This window comes from Rhizobium sp. WYCCWR10014, from assembly GCF_001657485.1.
In the GTDB taxonomy this organism is placed as follows: Bacteria; Pseudomonadota; Alphaproteobacteria; order Rhizobiales; family Rhizobiaceae; genus Rhizobium.
In genome coordinates, this window is sequence record NZ_LXFU01000048.1 from 205,016 (window position 1) to 228,026 (window position 23,011).

Annotated in this window: 21 protein-coding genes; 3 read left to right on the forward strand and 18 right to left on the reverse strand. The window is 63.0% G+C overall.

What is annotated here, in order from left to right; all coding sequences use genetic code 11:
- Nucleotides 1–80: 80 nt before the first annotated feature.
- Nucleotides 81–2,390 carry an ATP-binding protein gene (locus A6U98_RS27000; protein WP_064654037.1) on the forward strand — a complete coding sequence of 770 codons (2,310 nt, stop codon included), beginning with the start codon at nucleotides 81–83 and terminating at the stop codon, nucleotides 2,388–2,390.
- A gap of 23 nt (nucleotides 2,391–2,413) precedes the next feature.
- Here the strand turns inward: A6U98_RS27000 and A6U98_RS27005 are convergent, their stop codons facing one another.
- From A6U98_RS27005 to A6U98_RS27065, 13 genes are all read right to left on the reverse strand, one after another.
- Nucleotides 2,414–3,064, reverse strand: coding sequence for a glutathione S-transferase family protein (locus A6U98_RS27005; RefSeq protein ID WP_064654038.1), 651 nt, complete (start codon nucleotides 3,062–3,064; stop codon nucleotides 2,414–2,416).
- Between the two features lie 100 nt (nucleotides 3,065–3,164).
- A complete protein-coding gene (locus tag A6U98_RS27010) occupies nucleotides 3,165–6,122 on the reverse strand; it encodes a bifunctional [glutamine synthetase] adenylyltransferase/[glutamine synthetase]-adenylyl-L-tyrosine phosphorylase (RefSeq protein ID WP_064654039.1) in 2,958 nt (985 codons plus the stop codon).
- Nucleotides 6,123–6,311: 189 nt separating this feature from the next.
- Nucleotides 6,312–7,724: a HAMP domain-containing sensor histidine kinase gene (locus tag A6U98_RS27015; RefSeq protein WP_064654040.1), complete on the reverse strand. Its 1,413-nt coding sequence runs from the start codon at nucleotides 7,722–7,724 to the stop codon at nucleotides 6,312–6,314.
- The gene (locus A6U98_RS27020; protein ID WP_003546781.1) at nucleotides 7,721–8,467 is read right to left on the reverse strand and encodes a response regulator transcription factor; all 747 of its coding nucleotides are present in this window, start codon (nucleotides 8,465–8,467) and stop codon (nucleotides 7,721–7,723) included. The genes A6U98_RS27015 and A6U98_RS27020 overlap by 4 nt, the downstream gene beginning before the upstream one ends.
- A gap of 75 nt (nucleotides 8,468–8,542) precedes the next feature.
- A complete protein-coding gene (locus A6U98_RS27025; RefSeq protein ID WP_064654041.1) occupies nucleotides 8,543–10,138 on the reverse strand; it encodes a Do family serine endopeptidase in 1,596 nt (531 codons plus the stop codon).
- A 201-nt stretch (nucleotides 10,139–10,339) separates the two neighbouring features.
- Nucleotides 10,340–10,795 (reverse strand): cytochrome c-type biogenesis protein, encoded by a 456-nt coding sequence (locus tag A6U98_RS27030; RefSeq protein ID WP_064654042.1) that lies wholly within the window; start codon nucleotides 10,793–10,795, stop codon nucleotides 10,340–10,342.
- A complete protein-coding gene (locus tag A6U98_RS27035) occupies nucleotides 10,792–12,780 on the reverse strand; it encodes a heme lyase CcmF/NrfE family subunit (protein WP_064654043.1) in 1,989 nt (662 codons plus the stop codon). Before A6U98_RS27035 ends, A6U98_RS27030 begins: the two co-directional genes overlap by 4 nt.
- Entirely contained in the window at nucleotides 12,777–13,274 is a 498-nt protein-coding gene (ccmE, locus tag A6U98_RS27040; RefSeq protein WP_064654044.1) for a cytochrome c maturation protein CcmE, read from the reverse strand. The genes A6U98_RS27035 and ccmE overlap by 4 nt, the downstream gene beginning before the upstream one ends.
- Nucleotides 13,271–14,458 carry a c-type cytochrome biogenesis protein CcmI gene (gene ccmI, locus A6U98_RS27045; RefSeq protein ID WP_064654045.1) on the reverse strand — a complete coding sequence of 396 codons (1,188 nt, stop codon included), beginning with the start codon at nucleotides 14,456–14,458 and terminating at the stop codon, nucleotides 13,271–13,273. Before ccmI ends, ccmE begins: the two co-directional genes overlap by 4 nt.
- Nucleotides 14,459–14,610: 152 nt before the next feature.
- A complete protein-coding gene (locus tag A6U98_RS27050) occupies nucleotides 14,611–15,039 on the reverse strand; it encodes a hypothetical protein (protein WP_064654046.1) in 429 nt (142 codons plus the stop codon).
- A 118-nt stretch (nucleotides 15,040–15,157) separates the two neighbouring features.
- A complete protein-coding gene (locus A6U98_RS27055; protein ID WP_064654047.1) occupies nucleotides 15,158–16,561 on the reverse strand; it encodes a HAMP domain-containing sensor histidine kinase in 1,404 nt (467 codons plus the stop codon).
- On the reverse strand, nucleotides 16,551–17,222 hold the full coding sequence (locus A6U98_RS27060) for a response regulator transcription factor (RefSeq protein ID WP_003546765.1): 672 nt from the start codon (nucleotides 17,220–17,222) through the stop codon (nucleotides 16,551–16,553). Before A6U98_RS27060 ends, A6U98_RS27055 begins: the two co-directional genes overlap by 11 nt.
- A gap of 56 nt (nucleotides 17,223–17,278) precedes the next feature.
- Nucleotides 17,279–17,527: a hypothetical protein gene (locus A6U98_RS27065; RefSeq protein WP_003557930.1), complete on the reverse strand. Its 249-nt coding sequence runs from the start codon at nucleotides 17,525–17,527 to the stop codon at nucleotides 17,279–17,281.
- 372 nt (nucleotides 17,528–17,899) lie between these two features.
- On the opposite strand from A6U98_RS27065, the gene A6U98_RS27070 reads away from it, so the two are divergent.
- Nucleotides 17,900–19,126 (forward strand): MFS transporter, encoded by a 1,227-nt coding sequence (locus A6U98_RS27070; protein ID WP_156667900.1) that lies wholly within the window; start codon nucleotides 17,900–17,902, stop codon nucleotides 19,124–19,126.
- 240 nt (nucleotides 19,127–19,366) lie between these two features.
- Here the strand turns inward: A6U98_RS27070 and A6U98_RS27080 are convergent, their stop codons facing one another.
- On the reverse strand, nucleotides 19,367–19,672 hold the full coding sequence (locus A6U98_RS27080) for a Dabb family protein (protein WP_027685373.1): 306 nt from the start codon (nucleotides 19,670–19,672) through the stop codon (nucleotides 19,367–19,369).
- 50 nt (nucleotides 19,673–19,722) lie between these two features.
- Entirely contained in the window at nucleotides 19,723–20,427 is a 705-nt protein-coding gene (locus A6U98_RS27085; RefSeq protein WP_027685374.1) for a chitinase, read from the reverse strand.
- A 156-nt stretch (nucleotides 20,428–20,583) separates the two neighbouring features.
- On the opposite strand from A6U98_RS27085, the gene A6U98_RS38070 reads away from it, so the two are divergent.
- Nucleotides 20,584–20,715: a hypothetical protein gene (locus A6U98_RS38070; protein WP_280818219.1), complete on the forward strand. Its 132-nt coding sequence runs from the start codon at nucleotides 20,584–20,586 to the stop codon at nucleotides 20,713–20,715.
- Nucleotides 20,716–20,858: 143 nt separating this feature from the next.
- Here A6U98_RS38070 and A6U98_RS27090 read toward each other — a convergent pair whose 3' ends face one another.
- From A6U98_RS27090 to A6U98_RS27100, 3 genes are all read right to left on the reverse strand, one after another.
- Nucleotides 20,859–21,419 carry a TetR/AcrR family transcriptional regulator gene (locus A6U98_RS27090; RefSeq protein WP_064654050.1) on the reverse strand — a complete coding sequence of 187 codons (561 nt, stop codon included), beginning with the start codon at nucleotides 21,417–21,419 and terminating at the stop codon, nucleotides 20,859–20,861.
- 22 nt (nucleotides 21,420–21,441) lie between these two features.
- A complete protein-coding gene (locus A6U98_RS27095) occupies nucleotides 21,442–21,903 on the reverse strand; it encodes a nuclear transport factor 2 family protein (RefSeq protein WP_064654051.1) in 462 nt (153 codons plus the stop codon).
- Between the two features lie 108 nt (nucleotides 21,904–22,011).
- Nucleotides 22,012–22,965, reverse strand: coding sequence for a pyridoxamine 5'-phosphate oxidase family protein (locus A6U98_RS27100; RefSeq protein WP_064654052.1), 954 nt, complete (start codon nucleotides 22,963–22,965; stop codon nucleotides 22,012–22,014).
- Nucleotides 22,966–23,011 lie beyond the last annotated feature (46 nt).

The window sequence follows — 23,011 nt, forward strand, 5'->3', positions numbered from 1 at the left end:
GACAAGGCGAATCACCCATGATTCTCTAGGTCAGGTTCGAGCGAGCGGCGCGCGAATCACACGAGGGACAAGGCGAAGAGATGATGGACGTGCGGCGGGCAACCGTGGCCGGAGGACGGCTGCGTGTCGATTTTGACGGGCTGAATGCCTGGCGCGACAGCCTTTCCGGCCATGCGACATCGGAACCACTTCTCCGTTATCTGCCGAAGGCCGAGCTGGTCTTGAAGCGAGCCATCCCGGCGCTGATCGTCGCCTTCCTCTCCGTCGTCGCCGCCTCGCATTTCTTCGGCATGATGAGCGAATATGGGCGTCTGGAGGCCTCGGCGCGCCATGCCACCGCACTTTCGGCGGCGACCGCCTCTGCGGTGTTTGCCGATGCGGCCGACATCTTCGACAGCGGCGACATCACCGGGGCGCAGGCCCGCCTGGCCAAATACCTGCCGCAGGACCGGCTGGACAGCGGCGCTTTCGTGCTGCTCGTGCAGGCAAGCGGCAAGGTTTTTGCCGCCACCACCGCCGGGCTTTCGCATGTTGGCAGCAATGTCGGTGATTTCTTCCCCGAGGTCTCGGCGATCCGGCGCTTCGGTGATCGCGCCGGCGTCATCGAAACGACGATCGGCGGCGTGCCGCACTATGCCGAGATCACGCTGATGGGCAATGCCGGCGGTTATATCGTCGCCGCCACGTCGCTCGACGAGATCGGCCGGCTCTGGCGCGAGGAACTGGCGCTTAATGTCACGCTGTTTGCCGGCATCTCCTCCATCCTGCTGGTCATCCTCTATGCCTATTACACGCAGGTAAAGCGCGCCCGCGACGCTGACGACATCTTCCTGGAATCGAACCTGCGCGTCGAGACGGCGCTGTCGCGCGGCCGCTGCGGCCTCTGGGATTTCGATTTCGAGAACCGCGAATTCTTCTGGTCGCGCTCGATGTACGACATGCTCGGTCTGCCGGGCTCCGACAAGACGATGGGTTTCGGCGAAGCCGCCCGACTGATGCATCCCGATGACGGCGGGCTCTACGAGATCGCGCGCGCCATCGGCAAGGGCGCTTCCGGCCAGGTCGATCAGATCTTCCGCATGCGCCATGCCGGCGGCCACTATGTCTGGATGCGGGCGCGTGCCCAGGTGATCCGCAGCAATTCCGGCCGTATGCACCTGATCGGCATCGCCATGGACGTGACCGAACAGCATCGGCTCGCCCAGCGCTACGCAGAAGCAGACCAGCGGCTGGCCGACGCCATCGAATGCACCTCGGAAGCCTTCGTGCTCTGGGATAAGAACGATCGGCTCGTCATGTGCAACACGCATTTCCAGCAGGCCTATGGCTTGCCGGACAGCGTGCTCGTACCCGGCACCGAGCGCTCAACCGTCAATGCCGCCGCCGCCCGTCCTGTCATCGAACGGCGGATTTCCGATGCCGACGGCTCCGGCTATTCGCGTACGACGGAGGTGCAGCTTGCCGACGAGCGCTGGCTGCAGATCAACGAGCGGCGCACCCGGGACGGCGGCAGGGTTTCGGTCGGAACCGACATCACGCTGATGAAACGCCATCAAGAGCGGCTGCGCGAATCCGAGCGCCGGCTGATGGCGACGATCGGCGATCTGTCCGCCTCGCGCCAGACGCTGGAGATCCAGAAATCTGAGCTTTCGACGGCCAACTCCAACTACCAGGCGGAGAAGGAACGCGCCGAGGCCGCCAACAAGGCGAAATCGGAATTCCTCGCCAACATGTCGCATGAGCTGCGCACGCCGCTCAACGCCATCCTCGGCTTTTCGGAAATCCTGCAGAACCAGATGTTCGGGCCGCTCGGCTCGCTGAAATACGACGAATATGCCCGCGATATCCATGACAGCGGCAAACATCTGCTCAACGTCATCAACGACATTCTCGATATGTCGAAGATCGAAGCGGGCCATGTCAGGCTGCATTGCGAGCGCATCGATCTTGTGCCGCTGATCGAGGAAAGCCTGCGCTTCACCGCCATGCCCGCGGCGGAAAAGAACATCGTCATCGAACAGCGCATCTGCTCCGGCCTGACGCTGATGGCCGACCGCCGGGCGATGAAACAGGTGCTGCTCAACCTGCTCTCCAATGCGGTGAAGTTCACCGACAATGGCGGCCGCATCGCGGTGCGCACCCGCCGCGTCGATGGCGCCGTCGTCGTCACCATCGCCGACACCGGCATCGGCATTCCACGCTCGGCGCTGTCGAAGATCGGCCAGCCCTTCGAGCAGGTGCAGAGCCAGTATGCCAAGAGCAAGGGCGGCTCCGGCCTCGGCCTCGCCATCTCCCGCTCGCTGACCTCGCTGCATGGCGGCCGCATGAAGATCCGCTCACGCGAAGCGGTCGGCACCGTGATCTCGCTGCGGATTCCCGACGATATTTAAGTTAAGGTCAGAGCCCGCCTTTTTCAGCCGGCCGATGCGGCGGTGAAAACCGTCAGCTGAGCGGCGAAAGCACGCTTGTATGCCGGCCGCGCTTCGCCGCGGGCGACATAGGCGGAGAGGTTCGGATATTCCTCCAGTATAGCAGATCCCTTCAACCTGAGCAGCACCGACACCATCAGCAGGTCACCGGCGCTGAACGCACCATCGAGCCAGTCGGCATCGCCAAGACGACGGGAGAGGTCGATCAGCCGTTTCCGGATGCTGTCTTCGAGGGCAGAAAGGCGCTGGTCGTACCAAGGCTTGTCGCGCTCGAGGATCATGACGAGAGCGCGGTCGAAGATCGGCGGTTCCACGGTGTTGAGCGCGGCAAACATCCATGCGATCGCGCGCGCCCGGGCATTCGCATCGTCCGGCAGCAGGCCCGCATGGCGCTCGCCGATATGGAAGACGATGGCGCCGGACTCGAATAAAGCGAGATCGCCGTCTTCATATGTCGGGATCTGCCCAAAAGGCTGCAGTGCCAGATGCGCGGGTTCTCTCATCGTCTTGAACGAAACAAGACGAACGTCGTAAGGCTGGCCCACTTCTTCGAGCGCCCAGCGAACGCGCATGTCACGTGCCAGACCCCTGCCGCGATCGGGCGACCGTTCAAAGGCGGTAATGGTAATCGTCATTGGTGTTCTCCATAGCTTTGTCCTGAAGACGACTGGCTAAACGAGAATCCGACAGGCCATGCTCGAGATAATCCCCACGGTCGTTCCATCTGGTGTGAGATCAGGCTTTCACGACATTCAGGAATGTTTTCCGAACCGCTTTCGACAGCCGCTTCACCTCCGCTTCCAGCGTCTTGATGTCAGGGCAATCGCCGGCGCGGCAGACGAGTTCGATAAGACCGGCCGGCGCTTCTTTCGGATCAAACAGGCCGTCGATGGAGAGGCGGATCAGTTGCGAAAGGCCGGTATAAAGCGCGAAGGCCTCGAGACATATATCGAGATCGGACGTCGCCATCAGCCGGTCGCCAAGCAGTTTCAAGGCCTCGCCGGTGCTCACCCCATTGACGGCAATGCCGACGCCCCGGGTCGGTGCGATCAGCGCGAGATACTGGGCGATGAATTCGAGATCGATGACGCCGCCGGGAATGAGCTTCAGGTCCCACGGGCCGGAGGGCGGCTTTTCCTTGTCGATCAGTTCGCGCATCTCGGCGACATCATGCGCCACCTTGGCAATATCGCGATCGGCCGACAACACCTCGCGGACGATACGTTCCGCCTCGGCGATCAGGCTCTCATTGCCGCAGATCAGCCGGGCACGGCTGAGCGCCATATGTTCCCAGGTCCATGCCTCTTCGCGCTGGTACTTGCCGAAGGCATTGATGCGGGTGGCGACCGGCCCTTTGTTGCCGGATGGGCGCAGCCGCATGTCGACCTCATAAAGCACGCCTTCGGCGGTCGGCGCCGACAAGGCGGCCATCAGCCTCTGGGTGATGCGGGTGAAGTAACGGGTCGCGTCGAGCGGCTTCGGCCCGTCGGATTCGGCGGCCGTGTCGTCATAATCATAGAGCAGGATCAGATCGATGTCGGAACCGGCCGTCAGCTCGAAACTGCCGAGCTTGCCCATGCCGGCGACCGCGATGCGCCCGCCGGGATAATCGCCGTGTGCTGCCCGCATCTCGCTCACCACGGCATCAAGTGCTGCCGCAATGACGAGGTCGGCGAGATGGGTGAAGGCGCGTGCGGCCATCACGCCGTTGATCGCACCGGTGAGCAGGCGGATGCCGATCAGGAAGCGCTGCTCGGCGGCAAAGATGCGCAGCCGGTCGAGCACCTCTTCATAGTGGCGGGCCTGGGCAAGCGAGCCCTTCAGCCGTTCGCCGAGATAATCACGCGTCGGCAGCTCGGCCATCAGGCCGGGATCGAGCATGCCGTCGAAGACATGCGGCTTGGCGGCGATCACCTCGGCAAGCCGGGGTGCCGAGGACATGATGTTGACGATCAGCGACAGCAGCGCCGGGTTGCTGCCGAGCAGCGAGAACAGCTGGATGCCGGAGGGAAGGCCGGAGATGAAGCTGTCGAAACGCAGCAGCGCCTCGTCGGCGCGCTTGCTTTCGCCGAAGACCTGCAGGAGCTGTGGCGCCAGTTCCGTCAGCCTTTCGCGCGCCTCGACCGATTGCGTCGCCCGGTAGCGGCCGTAGTGCCAGGTGCGGATGATGCGGGAAATGTCGGACGGTCTGGTGAAGCCGAGCTTCTTCAGCGTCTCCAGCGTATCCGGATCGTCGCCCTGGCCGGTGAAGACGAGGTTGCCGGTGTCGGTCGAGAGCTTGCTCTCCTGCTCGAAGAGGTGGGCATAACGCCGCTCGACCGTCTTCAGCACGCCGACCAGCCGTTCGGAGAAGCTCGGCGTGTCGGAAAAGCCCATCATGAAGGCGATGCGCTTCAAGTCGGCATCGGTCTCCGGTAGCAGGTGGGTCTGCTCGTCGCGCACCATCTGGATGCGATGCTCGACATCGCGCAGGAACCAGTAGGCCTCGGTCAGTTCGTCGCGGGTCTCCGCGTCGATCCATTTCGCCTTGGTGAGTTCACCGAGCGTCTCCTCCGTCGCACGACCGCGCAATGCCGGCATGCGACCGCCGGCGATCAGTTGCTGCGTCTGGACGAAGAATTCGATCTCGCGAATGCCGCCGCGGCCGAGCTTGACGTTATGACCCTTGACCGCAATGGCGCCGTGGCCCTTATGCGCATGGATCTGCCGCTTGATCGAATGGATATCGGCAATCGCCGCGTAATCGAGATATTTGCGGAAGACGAAAGGGGCGAGCCCGCGCAGGAACTCGCCGCCCGCGGTCAAGTCGCCGGCAACGGCGCGCGCCTTGATGAAGGCCGCCCGCTCCCAGTTCTGGCCCCTGCCCTCGTAATAGATCATCGCCGCATCGACCGGGATCGCCAGCGGTGTCGAGCCGGGATCGGGGCGCAGTCTGAGATCGGTACGGAAGACGTAGCCGTCTGCTGTCCGCTCCTGCAGGATGCGCACCAGCCGTCGCATCATTCTCGGGAAGACCTCGATCGCGTCATCGGGGTCAGGCACGATGCCGGCGTGTTCGTCGAAGACGACGACGAGGTCGATATCGGAGGAATAGTTGAGTTCCGATGCGCCGAGTTTGCCCATGCCGAGGACGATCAGCCCGGAGCCGTCGCTCGGTGCAGCCAGATCCCGCAGCCTGAGCTTTCCACCCTCATGCGCCGAAAGCAGCAGATGGTCGATCGCGGCGGCAACCGAAGCTTCGGCAAGCTCGCTCAGCCAGGCGGTCGTCGCCCGCCCGTCGAAGATGCGCGCGAGATCGGCGAGTGCAACGAGGAAGGCCACCTTGCGCTTGATGATGCGCAACCTGCTCATCACCACGGATTCCGCAGGCGCCGCCCCCTCACCGTCCCGTCGCCAGCAGCCCCGCGCCTCGGCGACCAACGCCTCGATCTGTGGCTCCAGCGGTTCAGTGATGGCGCCGGCGAGGATGGCGGGATCGAGATTGACGATTTCGCGCAGATAGGGCGACAGCGTCAGCACGGCCGCAATGAAATCGCGAAGCGGGCCTTCCGTCTTCAGCATCGCAGCCACCGACGGCTCGTGTCTGCCGGCCTCCTGAAGGTCGGCCAGCGCCAGCTTCAACTCCGTCTGGTTCAGCGGACGCAGCAGCCCTTCGGCGACATCCTTCAGACCATGCGTCGATTTCGTCAGCATGCGCTCTCCCTGCTTTACAGCGCCGCGCGTCTTTTCGAGAGCCGCAAAGGACGCTGTAACACTTTGAATTGCTGCACCGAAGGAAACGGTTCCGCAGAATCGCGGGAACGCCTCCTTCAACCGGCATTAAACTAGGGTCTTGGTGGAAAACCGCCAATACGCGATTCAGCCGATCATCGGTCTCGGCAATCAGGCAGCCTTGGCCGGGAAGATCATGCTGACGGTCAATCCGCGCTGTTCGGGCTTGTCGGGATCGGTATCGGAGAGCTCCAACCGGCCATTGTGCAGCTCCATCACCGCTTCCACCAGCGAAAGCCCGAGCCCCGTTCCCGGCTTCGACCGGCTTTCATCGAGGCGGACGAAGCGCTTCACCACGTCGTCGCGCCTGTCGGCCGGAACGCCCGGCCCATGGTCGGCAACCGAAAGGCAGATGCCATCCGGGCGGCGGGCGAGCTTCAGCGTTACCTTGCCCGCCCCTTCCGTATCGGAAGAATATTTGATGGCATTGTCGAGCAGGTTGAAGATCGCCTGGCCGATCAGCTCGCGATTGCCCTGCACTTCGACATCGGGTTCGATGCTGGAGCTCAAGCCAAGCCCCGCCTCCTCCGCCGCCGGTTCGTAAAGCTCGGCGCTATCGGAGACGATGGCCGAAAGCTCCACCGGCGACATCTCGGCGGCGACCGATCCGGCCTCGACGCGGGAGATCATCAACAGCGCGTTGAAGGTGCGGATCAGTTGGTCGGATTCGGAAATGATGCCTTCGAGCGCGGTGCGCCGTGTCTCGCCATCGGCGATATCGAGCGCATCGGCCGCCTTGTTGCGCAACCGCGTCAACGGCGTCTTGAGATCGTGGGCGATGTTGTCGGAGACCTGCCGCAGGCCCTCGTTCAGCTTCTCGATGCGCTCCAGCATTGTATTCAACGACATCGACAAGCGGTCGAATTCATCGCCGGATCCGCCCACCGGCAGGCGCTGCGACAGGTCGCCGGCCATGATCTTCTTGCTGGCATCCGACATGCGGTCGATGCGTTTCAGCGCGTTGCGGCCGATGCCGAACCAGATGATGATGGCGCCAAGCCCCATGATCGCCAAGGCCACCATCAGCGCCTGGCGCACCAGCAGACGGAAACGCTCGGGGTCGCCGAGGTCGCGGCCGATCAGGATTCTGAGGCCATTGTCGAGCACGAAAATATTGGCGATTGCCTTGTGGCGGCGCTCGACACCCCCGCCGTCAGTATAACGCTGGTAGCCGAAGGGCGCGGAGGTCCAGCCGATCTCCTCGAAGACACCCGGCTGCACCGAGGCGACGTTGCCGGCGAGAATATCGCCCGAAGGACCGGCGATGATGTAGAGATTGGCGCCCGGCTGGCGGGCACGCCGCTCCATCGTGCGCAGCAGAAGGTTCATGCCGCCGGTGTCATAGGCGCGTTGCACCTGCTCCACCTCCTGCCTGACGGCGTCGCGGATCTGGCCCGTCAGCAGCCGCTCCGACATCGCCGTCACATAGAAGACGAGCGTCGCGGCGCAGATGGCGAAAAGCAGGATGTAGAGTGCCGAAAGGCGGACTGCGGTGGACTTGAAGAGAACCTTGAAACGGCTCATCCCTCATCCTTGATCATGTACCCCGCGCCGCGAATGGTCTTCAGGAGCGGCTGGCTGTAGTCCTTCTCGATCTTCGAGCGCAAGCGCGAGACATGGACGTCGATGACGTTGGTCTGCGGGTCGAAGTGATAGTCCCAGACGTTTTCGAGCAGCATGGTGCGGGTCACCACCTGGCCGGCATTCTTCATCAGATATTCCAGCAGGCGGAATTCGCGCGGCTGAAGCGGGATCTCCTTGCCGCCGCGGCGCACCTCATGGGAGAGCCGATCGAGTTCGAGATCGCCGACGCGGTAGACGACGTCCTGATCCGGCGTACCTTTGCGGCGGCCGAGCACCTCGACGCGCGCCAGCAACTCGCTGAAGGCATAGGGCTTCGGCAGGTAGTCGTCGCCGCCGGCACGAAGACCGGTCACGCGGTCATCGACCTGGCCGAGCGCCGAGAGGATGAGGACCGGCGTGTGGATCGCCTTGCGGCGCAACTCGCTGATGACGGAAAGCCCGTCCCGGCGCGGCAGCATGCGGTCGATGACGATGACGTCGTAGGTATTTTCCGACCCCATGAACAGGCCGCTCTCGCCGTCGCTGGCGTGATCGGCGACGATGCCCGCCTCGCGAAAGGCTTTCGTGAGGTAGACCGCGGCTTCGAGATCATCTTCGATGATGAGAATCTTCATGCGGCCGACATTACCCGCCGGCTGCGTTTCGGCAAGGCTCAAAGCATCTTCCTGCGGGGCGGCGCTCATGGCGATCATCCTTCAAAGGTCAGAAGAATAGAGCCGCGCGGAATTTCGTCCGCGCGGCTCTCGTTTTCTCAAGGATCAGCCCTGGCCGTTGATCGGAAGCGCCACGAAGCGACTTCCTTCATTGGACTGGATCTGGAAGAGCGCGCGGGTGCGCCCGTCCTTCTTCGCCTGGTTCAGCACCTTGACGATATCGTCGGCGCTGGAGACCTCCTGGTTGTTGACCGAGGTGATCTTCTCGCCTTCCTTGATGCCCTTGTCGGCGGCGTCGGAGTTCGGATCGATCTCTGTAATCGCCAGGCCCTTGCCGTCGTCAGACGGGCCGACCGTCAGGCCGAGATCGGCAAGCGCCTTTTCGGAAGCCGGTGCCTCAGGCTGCTGCGGCTGGTTGTTGTCATCGGCGGACGCATCCTTCTGGTCGATCGGCAGCGTGCCGAGTTCGACGGTGAGAGGCTGGGCCTTGCCGGCGCGCCAGACCGAAAGCTCGACCTTGCTGCCCGGCTGCATCGCGCCGATGCGGCGGCTGAGATCACGCGCATCCTTGATCGTCTCACCGTTCAGCGCGGTGACGACGTCGCCGGCCTTCATGCCGGCCTTGTCACCCGGCGATCCGGCCTGCGGGGCGACGACAAGGGCGCCGCTCGGCTCGGAAAGACCGATGGATTCGGCGATATCCTTGGTCACCGGCTGGATCTGGACACCCAGCCAGCCGCGCGAGACCTGGCCGTCCTTCATCAGATCGGCGACGACATCCTTGGCGGTCGAGGCGGGAATGGCGAAGGCGATACCGACGCTGCCGCCCGATGGCGAGAAGATCGCGGTGTTGATGCCGACGACTTCGCCGCTGAGGTTGAAGGTCGGACCGCCAGAGTTGCCGCGGTTCACGGCGGCATCCACCTGCAGGTAATCGTCATAAGGACCGGAGCCGATATCGCGGCCGCGGGCCGAGACAATGCCGGCCGTGACCGTGCCGCCGAGGCCGAAGGGGTTGCCGACGGCAACGACCCAATCGCCGACGCGGACGTTGTTGTCGTCGGCCCAGTTGACGTAGGTGAACTTCTTGCCCTTGCCGTCGACCTTCAGCACGGCGAGGTCGGTGCGCGGATCCTTGCCGATCAGCTTGGCATCGAGTTCGGTGCCGTCATTCATGACCGCGACGAAGGCCTGGCCATCGGAAACGACGTGATTGTTGGTGACGATATAGCCGTCCTCGGAGATGAAGAAGCCGGAGCCCTGGGCGACGGGGCGGAGGCGACCCTTGCCGCCCGGACCATTCGGGCCACCATTCGGTCCGTTCTGGCCGAAGCGCCTGGAATGGCCCTGCTGATCATTCGGATCCTGGCCGAACTGCTTGAAGAACCTCTTCAGCGGATGATCGTCGGGAAGGTCGTCGAAGCCGCGGCCGTTGAAATCGAAGGAGAAGCCGTCATTGTTGTTGTCGGAGACAGGATTGACGCGATTTTCGACCCGGACGGAAACGACAGCCGGTGAAACGGCGTCGACGACATTGGCGAAGCTCGGAACGGCGGGCGCCTGAACCTTGACAGCTTCGGCATAAGACCGGGTGATTTCGAGCGGAACGCCGGTTGCGAGCACAGCGGCTGCGATACCGGCGACGGTAGAAGCCTTGAGCACGGTGGCGAGGGACGGACGTCCGTTGAAATTCTTGAGCATTGGAGCACCTTCTCTTGTTCTTAGTTCTCAGAGCCGGCGATGCCGGATCAGTCGATGAGTAAAGATATAGGACGCCGCACCTTACTGCGAACTGTCCGGCCAATGAAAAGTTGGTAATGTTTGCAATGTTTGCTTTCGGCAGAACGCGCCGCTGGCTTCTCTGGCAGTCAGAAATGCCGTCTGCCGGCTCAGCCCGCTCGATTATTTTTTCAGAAGCTCGCTCAGCCGCGCCTGCTCGTCTGCCGTCAGCTTGCTGCCGGTCGGCTTGCCCGCCCTCTTGCGCGCAAAGACCAGCAGCGACAGCCCGCCGGCGAGCACCAGTAGTACCGGTGCGCCCCAGAGCAGCACCGTCTTCATGCTGACACGCGGCTTCAAGAGCACGAACTCGCCGTAGCGCGAGACGATATAGTTCAGCACCGCCTCGTCGCTGTCGCCATCGGTGATGCGCTCGCGCACCAGCAGCCGCAGGTCCTTGGCGAGATCGGCGTTGGAATCGTCGATCGACTGGTTCTGGCAGACCATGCAGCGCAGTTCCGCCGAAAGGGTGCGGGCCCGCGCCTCGAGCGCCGGATCGGCCAGCACCTCGTCCGGGTTGACGGCAAAGGCGGGGGCCGCCATCAGCAGCAAAACGACAGCCAGGAGCAGACGCCGCATCATTCCGCCGGCTCCATTGCGGGAGCTGCCGGCTTCGCCTTGCGGCGCGGGGCGCCGACACGCAGGCGCCGGTCGCTGAGCGAGACGAGGCCGCCGAAGGCCATGAACACCGCTCCGCCCCAGATGCAGAGAATGAACGGCTTCCACCAGATGCGCACCACGATGCCGCCGTCCTTGGTGGCGTCGCCCAAAGAGACATAGAGCTGGCTGAGCCCGAAAGTCAGGATGCCCGCCTCCGTCGTCGGCATCTGGCGGGCAGTGTAAAGGCGCTTGGCCGACCAGGTATCGGCAACCGCGAGACCGGCGCGCCGGACGGTGAAGTGGCCGCGGTCCTCGGTATAGTTCGGCCCGGTCCCCGGCTGCATGCCGTCGAAATGCAGGCTGTAACCGCCGGCCTCGGTCACCTGCCCCGGCTTCATCTCGATGACATGCTCGCTCTCGAACGTCGTCACCGCGACGATGCCGAGCACGGTGACGCCGAGCCCGGCATGGGCAAGTGCGGTACCGAAGGCCGAACGCGGCAGGCCGGACAGCCGGCGCCAGGCGAGGCTGCCCGCGACCTTGCCGATGCCGGCGCGGTACCAGAGATCGGCGACAGCACCGAGAACCAGGAACAGCCCGGCAGCGAGGCCGAGCACTGAAAGCACCGGCCCGCCATGTTCGATATAGAAGAAGGCCACCGCGGCAAGGAAGGCCAGACCTGCGACGACATAGAGCCGCTGCAGGGCGCCAAGCAGATCGCCGCGCTTCCAGGCAAGCATCGGCCCGAAGGGCACGATGACGACCAGCGGCGCCATCAGCAGGCCGAAGGTCAGGTTGAAGAAGGGCGCTCCGACGGAAATCTTGTCGCCGGTCAGCGTTTCCAGCAGCAGCGGATAGAGCGTGCCTGTGAGCACCGTGCCACAGGCGACCGTCAGGATCAGATTGTTGACGACGAGCGCGCCCTCGCGCGAAATCGGCGCAAACAGCCCGCCTGCCGACAGCTTCGGCGCGCGGAAGGCAAAGAGCGACAGCGCGCCGCCGATGAAGATCAGCAGGATGCAGAGAATGAAGACGCCGCGGGAGGGATCGCTGGCAAAGGCGTGCACCGAGGTCAGCACGCCGGAGCGCACAAGGAAGGTGCCCATCAGCGACAAGGAGAAAGTAAGGATGGCGAGCAGCACCGTCCAGATCTTCAGCGCCTCGCGCTTTTCCATGACAAGCGCCGAATGCAGCAGTGCGGTGCCGGCGAGCCACGGCATGAAGGAGGCGTTTTCCACCGGGTCCCAGAACCACCAGCCGCCCCAGCCGAGCTCGTAATAGGCCCAGTAGGAGCCCATGGCGATGCCAAGCGTCAGAAAGGTCCAGGCGGCAAGCGTCCAGGGCCGCACCCAGCGTGCCCAGGCGGCGTCGATGCGTCCTTCGAGGAGGGCCGCAACCGCAAAGGAGAAACAGACGGAGAAGCCGACATAACCGAGATAGAGCAGCGGCGGGTGGATCGCCAGGCCGACATCCTGAAGGACCGGGTTGAGATCGCGGCCCTCGGCCGGCGCCGGATCGAGACGGAGGAAGGGATTGGAGGTCAACAGAATGAACAGGGTGAAGGCGACCGAAATCCAGGCCTGCACGGCCAATACGTTGGCCTTCAGCGTCTCGGGCAGATTGCGGCCGAAGATGGCGACCAGCGCGCTGAACAGCGTCAGGATCAACAGCCAGAGCAGCATCGATCCCTCGTGATTGCCCCAGACACCGGAATATTTATAGAGCAGCGGCACCAGCGAATGCGAATTCTCCCAGACGTTCTCAACCGAGAAATCCGAGACGACATGGGCATAGGTCAGCACGGCGAAGGAGAAGGCCACGAGCGCAAACATCGCCAGCGAGCCGATCGTCGCCACGTCCATCATCGCCCGGTCGTGACGACGGGCTCCGATCACCGGTACGATGGAGAGGATGAGCGCCGTTGCCAGCGCCAGCACCAGCGCGTAATGGCCGATCTCGATGATCATGGCGTCGCCTTCACTTCCTGCTTCCGAGCTTCCCGGCCTTGGCTCTCCTGGCCTTGGCCTTCCTTCCACAGCCCTTGGGATTTCAGCCGGTCGGCCACGTCCTTTGGCATATAGGTCTCGTCATGTTTGGCAAGCACGGTGTCGGCGACGAAGACGTTCGTTCCAGCGACAAACATGCCTTCGGTGACGACGCCCTGCCCCTCGCGGAAGAGATCGGGAAGGATGCCGGTATATTTGACCTTCACGGCGTTGGTGCTGCCGTCGGTGACGGCAAATTCCACCGTCGAGCCGGTGCCGCGCACGACGCTGCCCTCGCCGACCAGGCCGCCGAGCCGGATGCGGGTTTCCGGTGCCACCGGCGTCTTGGCGAGATCGGCCGGCATGTAGAAATAGGCGACAGACTGGCTGAAGGCGAACATCACCAACAGCACGGCGACGAGAATGAAGCCCATGCCGCCCGCAATCACCGCCAGGCGCTTCTGCTTGCGCGTCATTGCGTCGCTCCCTCCGTGGCTATGCCGAGTTCTCTGGCAAGCGCCAGCAATTGCCTGCCCTCTTCGCCAGGTGGCGGAAAGGCCGCAAGCCCGCGCTTCAGGGCGCCGGCGGCGCGATCCTTGTCGTTCAATACGGCGTAAGAGCGGACGAGCCGCATCCATCCCTCGAAATTGTTCGGATCCTCGCTGAGCTTGGCGTCGAGGCTCTCCACCATGCCGCGGATCATCTGCTGCCGGTCGCCGGCGCTCATGTTCTCGGCCGCCGCCACATCTTGCTGCGTGGGATTGCCCGGGGCAACAGGACCGCCGCCTGGGGTCGCCGGATTGGCGCCTGCCGGCGCGCCGCCGTTTGTGGCGATATGCTGGTTGACCAGCGGCAGCCAGGGCGCATCATCAGGCGATTGTTTTGCAAGCGCCTCAAAGGCCTGGCGCGCCTCATCGGGCCGTCCCGCCTGCTCCATGCTGAGGGCGATGTAGAAGCGGGCACGCGGATTGTCAGGCTCCAGCGTCAGCGATTGTTCCAGCACTTGTCGCGCCTCCTCGGTCACCACGCCGTCAGAGACCGCCATCAGCGTCTCGGCGAGGCCATCGAGCCGGACCGGGCTCGGGCCGAGAAGCCGGATAGCATTGCGGTAGGCCACTTGCGCGTCGTTCACACGCATCGTGCGGAAATAGATCGGCGCCAGCACGTCCCAGCCCTTGCCATCATCGGGTTTCTGAGCCAGATGCCGTTCCGCCTTGGTGATCAGCACCGCCACGTCATTGCCAGGATTTTCCAGCCGCGCTTCCAGCGGCTGCGAGGGCAGGTCCGGCCTGCCCGTCGTCAAATAAAGACAGAGCCCGAGAACCGGCAGGACCAGGAGGACGAAGGCCTCGGTGAAACGGTGATGCCGTGCGGGTTTCGGCGTCTCAGCCGGCTCGTCGGCAGAGACGGCGATCAGCCGCCGGCCGATTTCCGCCCTGGCGTAATCGGCCTCCTCCGGCGTGATCAGCCCGCCATTAAGATCGCGGTCGAGTTCGCGCAACTGGTCGCGATAGACCGCCGCCTCGCCCGCGCGGATATTATCCGCCGCCTTCGCTCCGCGCAGAAGGGGGTAGAGCAGGATGACGGCGAGGGCTGCCGTCATAGCGGCAACGAGAATCCAGAACAGCATGTCGCCCAAATACGTGAAGCGCGCCCTCATTCCAACTGCCAAAGCCGGAATGACGAAGATTTGAGGCTAGCGCATAACCCCGAGAATCGGAATCGATTTTCGGAAAGGATTATGCGCCATTTAAAGTGATAGAGCGTCCTTAGCGCGCCCTGTCGGACGCGCGGCGCTCTATTGGCCGCAATTCAGAGCGGCGACCAGCTGCCGTCGTTATTGCGGCAGGCAGCGCCGCGCGCCACCGTGTCCTTGCCGTCGACGGTCAGTGTGTGGGTATATTGCCGGCAGTTCTGCGAGCCGACCTGATAGGGTGCCGCCGCGACGACCTTGCCGGTGATGTCCTTGCCGGTCCAGAGCACCGGCTGGCCGACGGCCGCCCCTTCCAGCGCCCGATATTCCGCCTCGAGCGCCCGCTGCTTGTCGCTGTCGGTCAGCGTCACGCCGCTGCGGCCGACGATACCGCCCTGCAGCGCAGTGATGAAGGCGGCCGATGCCGAGGGCTTGCTCGAAAAAATACCGCGCGAAGCGGCACTCTTCGTCGTCGTGCAGCCGGACAGCGCGACGGCGACGGCGACGAGAAGAGCAGAAACGATCATGCCTTGCGAGCGTAAAATCATTGCGTCGAACCACGATCAGGGGTCAATTTCAGCCGATCGAAGTGCAGCGTCCCCGTGTCAGCATTAAGGCAAAGCATGCTATACATTTGCCAGTATCTTTGTGACATCAAGCAGTTGCTCATGCAACATCCTTTGTGACGCCGGGCAGGATAAGCTTGGCCTTCAGCCCGCCCCATTCACCGCGGGAAAGCTCGAGCCGTCCCTGGTATTCATTCGAAATCTCGGTGACGATCGAAAGTCCGAGCCCGGTTCCGGGTTTGCTTTCGTCGAGCCGGCGGCCGCGCTTCAGCGCCTCGCGGATCTGGTCCGGCTCCAGGCCCGGCCCGTCATCCTCGACGGCGAGCTCCACCCAGTGGCGGCGCGCGCTCGCCTCCACCCCCTTCACATCCTCGCCGGCCTCGACGGCCGAAAGCCGCACCCTGCTTTTGGCAAAACGCGCCGCATTTTCCAGGAGATTGCCGACGGTCTCTTCAAGATCCTGCTGCTCCATGGCAACAGCCAGATGCGGCGGCGAGACGACGAGATCGAATTCGGTATCGACGTTCAGCCGGCGCATGACGCGCACCAGCCGCTCCAGCGCCGGCTCCGCATCTGTGCGGGCGAGCACGGATTCGCGCTGTGCGGCGATGCGCGCCCGATTGAGATAGGACTGCACCTGCCCCTGCATCGCTTCCGCCTGGCTGCGCACCAGTTCGCCATGGGATTTTTCCAGCACGCGCGCCTCGTTGAGAAGCACTGCGATCGGCGTCTTCAGTGAGTGGGCGAGATTGCCGACCTGCATGCGGGCCCGCTCGACGATGCGGCGGTTGCTGTCGATCAGCGCGTTCACCTCGTTGGCGAGCGGCAGGATTTCGCGCGGGAAGTCGCCCTTCAGCTGCTCGCTCTCGCCGGCGCGGATGCGCTCCAGCGCGGCACGTGCCTTGTCGAGCGGCTTCAGGCCGTAGAGAATCGCCAGCGCGTTGACGATCAGGCTGCCGACGCCGAAACCGGCGAGCGCCAGATAGAGGCTGTGGGAAAAGGTGCGCACGTCGTCTTCGACGACATCGACATTGCCGGTGACGCGGACGCGCGCCGCACGCCCGTCGGTATCGAGCACCACTTCGGTCTCGGCCACCTGCACGCGGTTCCCGGAGGCATCCGTCACCTGATAATAGCGCTCGTAATTCTTGTCGAAGGGCGCTTCGACGACGGAGGGAACCGGAATGAGCGCCGAGCCCAGCGAAGGCGACACCAGCGGTGCGGTGGTATAGGTACCAAGCGGCTCGACCACCCAGTACCAGCCGGTCTTCGGCTGGGCAAAACGCAGGTCGCCGAGCTGCGGGCTGCCGCTGAGCGCCCCCTGATCGCCGATCACCACCGAATTGATGACATTATAGAGCTGCGCCCGCAACAGATCCTGGAAACCGCGTTCGGCGCTCTTGCGGTAGAGGGTGGAGATCAAGAGGCCGATCACCACCAGCGCCACCGTCGACCAGACCGTAGTCAGCAACAACACACGTGCGGTGAGCGACTTAATTCGCATGTTTCGGCGCTTGGATACGGTAACCGAGACCGCGCACCGTTTCGATCAGATCGACTCCCATTTTCTTGCGCAGGCGGCCGACGAAGACCTCGATCGTGTTGGAATCGCGGTCGAAATCCTGGTCGTACATGTGCTCGACCAGTTCCGTGCGCGAGACGACCTCGCCCATGTGATGCATGAGATAGGAAAGCAGGCGATATTCATGCGAGGTCAGCTTCAGCGTCGTGCCGTTGACCGTGGCCTTCGAGGATTTGGTATCGAGCCGCACCGGCCCGCAGATGATCTCGGATGAGGAATGCCCGGCCGCACGCCGGATCAGCGCCCGAATGCGCGCCAGCACTTCCTCGACATGGAAGGGCTTGGTGACGTAGTCGTCGGCACCGGCGTCGATGCCGGCGACCTTGTCGCTCCAGCGATCGCGCGCCGTGAGAATCAGCACCGGCACGCCGCGGCCGGCGCCGCGCCATTTTTCAAGAACGGTAACCCCGTCCATCTCCGGCAGGCCGATATCGAGGATGATGGCATCATAGGGTTCGGTGTCGCCAAGGAAATGGCCTTCCTCGCCGTCGAATGCCTGGTCGACGACATAGCCCGCCTCCTTCAGCGTGTCGGCCAGCTGCCGGTTCAGATTAACGTCGTCTTCGACTACCAGGATGCGCATCGGTCCGCCTTCGTCCGCTTCAAATCGATCAATTGTCCTGAATAAGCCGATTCCGCCTACATCGGAACCTTTACCGTGACTTTGCGTGGACGCTGGCCATTTCCCTGCACAAGAACGGTGATGATGCAGGTATCGCCCACCGGTTGCACGGACAGGAGCTGGCCGCCAGTCTGCTCGACGACCTGGGCTGCGGCGGCGCTGCAATCGCCTCCGATACGCACGACAAAAGTGCTCGTGGCGTCCGGTGAGGGCGCCGATACCACCAGTCCGGCGGCCAATGCTGCGACGCTCAGAGGAAAGGCCATGTGTTATGCTTTCAAGGTAATGCCAACTTGCTCCGAATATGTACTCACGCGACCTGAATGGCAAATGAATGCGCTGTAATGCAGGGTGTTTAGAACTGTTCTCGACTGTTCGGGACCGCTGGTTTCAGCGCCTGTAAACAGCCGCTGCAGTAAGCTCCGGCGGCCGCCGTTGCGTCCAAAACGATACCCTCGGCTTTGGGATCCCGCATTCTTCATCACCTCCGGTAAAGGCGGGAAGCCGGCGGGACCGACACCACAGTCTTTGTCTGCGAATCGGCCGCGCTCTTCTCTTTCCTGCCACCCGCAGCTTTCACCGGCCGGTTGAAACTGTTATGTCCTTGCTGCCCCACATTTCAGACCGTTTCAGCACCGATGCCAAAATCCTCCCGCTTCCGCTCGGCGCAGACGGTCACCGTCCTTGCCGTTACCCAGCTGATCGGCTGGGGCACGACGTTCGACATGCTCGGGGTCATGGGCCGCGTCGTGGCGCCGGATCTCGGCCTGGCGAACGAGGTGGTGTTTGCCGGCCTGACGATCATGATGGTGGTCAGCGCCATTGTCGGTCCGGCGACCGGCCGGTGGCTCGGCCGCTATGGTGCTGCCTGGGTGCTTTCGGCCGCCTCGCTGACCTTTGCGCTTGGCCTGCTTCTGCTTGCTGCCGCAAACGGCTTCGTGCTCTATGCCAGCGCCTGGATCATCATCGGCATCGGCGGCGCATTTGGCCTCTCGGCACCGGCCTATACCGCCGTCGTCGAACGCGAAGGCGCAAACGGCAAACGCGTCATCGCCATCCTGATGCTGTTCACCGGACTTTCGAGCGCCATCTTCTGGCCGATCCTCAGCCTGCTCAACGAGGGGGTCGGCTGGCGCCTCACCTTCCTGGTCTGTGCGGCACTGCAATTCTTCGTCTGTCTGCCGCTGCATCTCTTCGCCCTGCCGAAGCCGATCGCAACACATGTCGACGGCGGCACAGCCGAAATCGCTCCGGTGCCGCTGTCGAAGGCCAAGCAGCGCAGAGCCTTTCTGCTGATCGCCGCGGCGACGACGATCTCGACCTTCGTCACCTTCGGCATCTCGCCATCGCTGCTCGAAATCTTCCGCCAGTCCGGCGCCTCGCCGGCCTTTGCGCTACAGCTCGGCTCGGCACGCGGCATCCTCGGCATCTCGGCACGTTTCCTCGACATGCTGCTCGGCCGGCGCGGCAACCCCATGCTCAGCGCGGCTATGGGCATCAGTCTGATGATGATCAGCTTCGTTATCATGCTGGTTGCCAGCCCGTCGACGCCGCTGCTCGTCACCTTCGTCCTGTTCTATGGGTTCGGCACCGGCGTCATGACCGTCGCCCGCGCGCTGCTGCCGCTGGCGCTGTTCTCACCGCGCGAATTCGGATTGCAATCGGCGCGGCTGTCGCTGCCGCAGAACCTCGCCAACGCCATCGCCCCGGTCATCTTCACCGCCATCCTCGACCGCGCTGGCACCGGCCCGGCGCTGGCGGCCTGCGCCGTTCTGGCGGCATTGTCGCTCATCTTCGTGCTGATGCTGATGGCGCTGGTGCGCGGCGCCCGTGCATCAGAGTCAGCCATTCTTAAAGTTTCTTGATTATCATCCAAGCATGGACGAGAGCGGCTTTCCGTCCACGCCGCAACCGCTGGGGCAATCTGCCCCGGAACCAGCAGCCGGTTTTACGAATCTTTAGAATCGCTTGCCGCCGCTTTTTCGAAAGTTGAGTCCGGTACTTCGGAAGTTGAGTCAGCTTCGCAGCGATCTGAATCCGGAAGATCATTCATCCATTTGAAATTTCAACGGAATGCAGCTTGGCAGTTGGACTGCTTGCGCAATTCAGAGCGGCCGCGTCACCGCCGTGCGGCTGTCGTAATCGGCGGCGATGCGCGTTTCCCGGAGCGGCCGCACGCGATCGATCGAGAGCTGATAATCGGGATGCGCCTTATAGGCGGCAAGGGCCGCCTCATCGTCGAATTCGCCATAGACCACGAGATCGATCTCGGTGCCCAGCTGATCGGTCTTCACATTGGTACCGATTTCCAGCAGCCGCGCATGCGGAATGCCGGTCAGTATAGAAAGCCCGGCCCTCACCTCCTGCAGATGTTGCTCCTGCACCGTGAAGAAGACGATATGACGGATCACGCGGAAGCTCCTGTCAGATTTGTCAAAATGATGGAGCACCTTGGCCCATCCTATCGGACGCGCCGCACTCCAGATCTCAGCTGGGCGATAACACGCGCGCCCCAGGCCTTCAACCGCGCCAGCATGCCACGGGCCGCATCGGGACGTATCGCCGCATCGAAGACCATGGCGTAGCTTGCCAGCTTTTCCGCCCGGTCGGTACCGTTGACGATGCGGCGCGCATTCACCCAATCCGCGGTCGTCGCGTTCAGGTGATCAGCGAGCTTGTGGCCGGTAAAACTTCCCTGCAGCATGCCTTCGATCAGGATCGTCACCGCCGCATCCATCTCCATCGCCCGGTCGGGATCGGCAACGAGGTCGATCCCGGTCAGCACGCTCATCGCCTCATAGTTCCGCTTATGGGTGAGCTGCACCAGGCCGCGGCCGAGCCAGCTGCAGCCATCCTCGTCCGGCCGCCAGTAGGGCGTCTTCACCCAGGAGAGCCGACCTGCGGCAAAGGCCGTTTCCAGGATCTCGACCGCGCGCGCATCGCTTTCCGCCAGCGTCTCGCGCACCGGCTGCATCGTGTAGGCGGTCTCGTGGTAAGCGGTTGCGAGGATATAGGCGAGCCACCGCCGGTCGGCACCGGCAAACCGTTCTTCCCAGGCGTCGAGGATCGCCGTGATACCCACTACCTGAGGCTGAGTCAGGTTTCCTTTGAAGAGTTGGTGCCGTACCGTATCGAAAAAGAATGCCCGGTCCATGTGGACAACCATTCCGCGCTTCCCTCAAATATCAAGGTTAAAACTATCTTAATCGATTAAATTCGATTTAATCGTTTAAAGTGTTTAAACCACTGATTTACACGCCTTTTGTCTTGTGCAATGCATCTTTCTGCCCTGAAGCCTTACCACGAAAAGAGGAGACTTCCGATGCAGACGCCCGCCACTACCCAAACTACCATTCCCCAGCATGTCGTCGACCAGATGGAAAACGAATGGCGCCAGGTTCGCCCTGAACGGGAAAATACGCGCCCGGCCCAGCAGCCTCAACAACAACGCTGAAATAGACGCAAAGCGGTACCAATGTAAGCTCGAGCGCCGCCCCAGCGCCCGATCAATGCCCCGGCCAGTCACTCGTGGCCGGGTGAATCCTTCACAGCTGCAATAAACGTCCCAGCGGTTTGCCCCTCATCACGTCACCGCCCCTATCGCATCACAGCATCGAGCCGTTTCGCCAGCGTGTCCAACGATCGGGTGAAAACCATCCTGTCGTCCAGCGCGCGCGACAGCACCAGCGCACCTTGAATGCCCGCGACGCCCTCCTCGGCGAGCGCTTGCGCCTCCTCCTCCGGGCAGCCTGCCCGGATCAGCGCCGAACGCAAGGCGTCGATCCAGCGAATGAAATAGTCGCGGATCGCTGCTGAAAACCGTTCGCGGGTTTCGTCAAGCGCGAAGGCGCCGACGAGGCAGATGCGGCGGCCGGAGTGGAAGTAATCGTTCACATTCGTCCACATCGCCGCGATCGCCTCACGAGCGTCGTCCTTTCTCAGCGGCCGATAGATCGCATGCTCGAACCAGGCATCGACATCGGCGAGCACTGCGCCCGCCATCTCCTCCTTGCCGCCGGGAAAGAAATGATAGAGGCTGCCCTTGCCGATGCCGGTGCGCTCGGTGATGCGGCTGAGCGACGCGCCCTCATAGCCGAGTTCGCGGAAGATTTCGGCGAGCAACGGTATGATGTCGGCGCGTTCGTAGACAGTTTTCACCCGCGAACTTCCCTTGGCTTGATCAAAGGCCGAGTTCGGTCAGACCGGGATGGTCGTCCGGCCGCCGGCCGAGCGGCCAATGGTACTTGCGTTCCGATTCGCGGATCGGCAGGTCGTTGATGCAGGCGAAGCGGCGCTGCATCAAACCGGCGGCGTCGAATTCCCAGTTCTCGTTGCCATAGGAGCGGAACCAGTTGCCGCTGTCATCATGCCATTCATATCCGAAGCGGACGGCGATGCGACTGTCGGTGAAAGCCCAGATCTCCTTGATCAGCCGGTAATCCAGCTCCTTTGCCCATTTGCGGGTGAGGAAGGCGACGATCTCGGCACGGCCGGTGACGAATTCGGCACGGTTCCGCCAGCGGCTGTCTGGCGTATAGACGAGCGAGACGCGCTCGGGATCACGGCTGTTCCAGCCGTCCTCGGCAAGACGGACTTTCTGGGTGGCGGTCTCAAGGGTGAAGGGCGGGACAAGGCTGGACATGATCACTCCTGTACTGAACGGTTATCATTGTACCGATTGGTACAATGATTGGCAAGCCGCTTTGAAGCGACGTTCGCCTGGGATCGAGAGGCAGCCAAGGGGGCACCCTCACCCGCGCGAACGGCGCAGCAGATCCACGCTCTCCTTCCGCCACCGCAGCGGCAGAGCATCCGGGCGAAGCACGATCTCTTCCGGCGTGAAACGCCATAGCCGTTCTGCGCCCTGAAAGGTGGCGATATCGGGCGAATCCAGCAGCACTTCGGCATTTCCCGTCATCTGCAGCATATCGCCGGTTTCGAAATCGACGAAGACCAGCCCTGCCTTCGAATTGACGAGGATATTGCCAAGCGTGTTGAAGAACCGATTGCCGGCGAAATCGGGAATGGTCAGCACACCGTCGGCGCCGACACGCACGAAGCCGGCATTGCCGCCGCGATGGGACACGTCCACCTGCCGCTCGCCATTGTCGCGGTCGACATAGGAGGCGACGAAAAACGTATCGGCGCTCTCAATCATCCGCCGCGCTTGATCGTCGAGTTGACCGGAATGACGCGGCTGCGTCGCCGTCGACATATCGGGATCTCGGACAAAGGCGGCAGAGCGAGGCTGGATATATTGCGGGCAATTGCCGAAGCTCTGGCCGACGCGAACGTCAAAACCTTTAGCGTCCGTCCTGCGGATCACGCCGTTCAGGCGGTTACGCCGCCGGGTCTCGAGCTGGATGCCAAGCATGGCGATCGCGTCGCCATCCTCCATGCCGGCATCGGCAGGATCGGCCGGGTCGCGCGGTAGACCGACCTCAAGAATCTCCGGCTCAGGCGAGGCCATGAAGCCCGGTCGTTCAGCCCGTACCGTTGCCCAGACATCACCCCTGGCATCGACGGCGCCGAGCACGACGAAAGGCAGCATCGGAAAGAAGGCGCGGTGCTGTTCCGGCATGGCGTTGCGGACGAAATTCCGTCCCGGCCCGTCCATGCGTTCGACGACACCGACGCTGCGCTGGATGGCGAGTTCACCCTCGTGCCAGGGTGACGGCGCATCCTGTTCTGTCTGCTCCAACATCTCGATTTCCTTGCGGGTATCATTGAGGAAAGCGGGACGGTAGTCC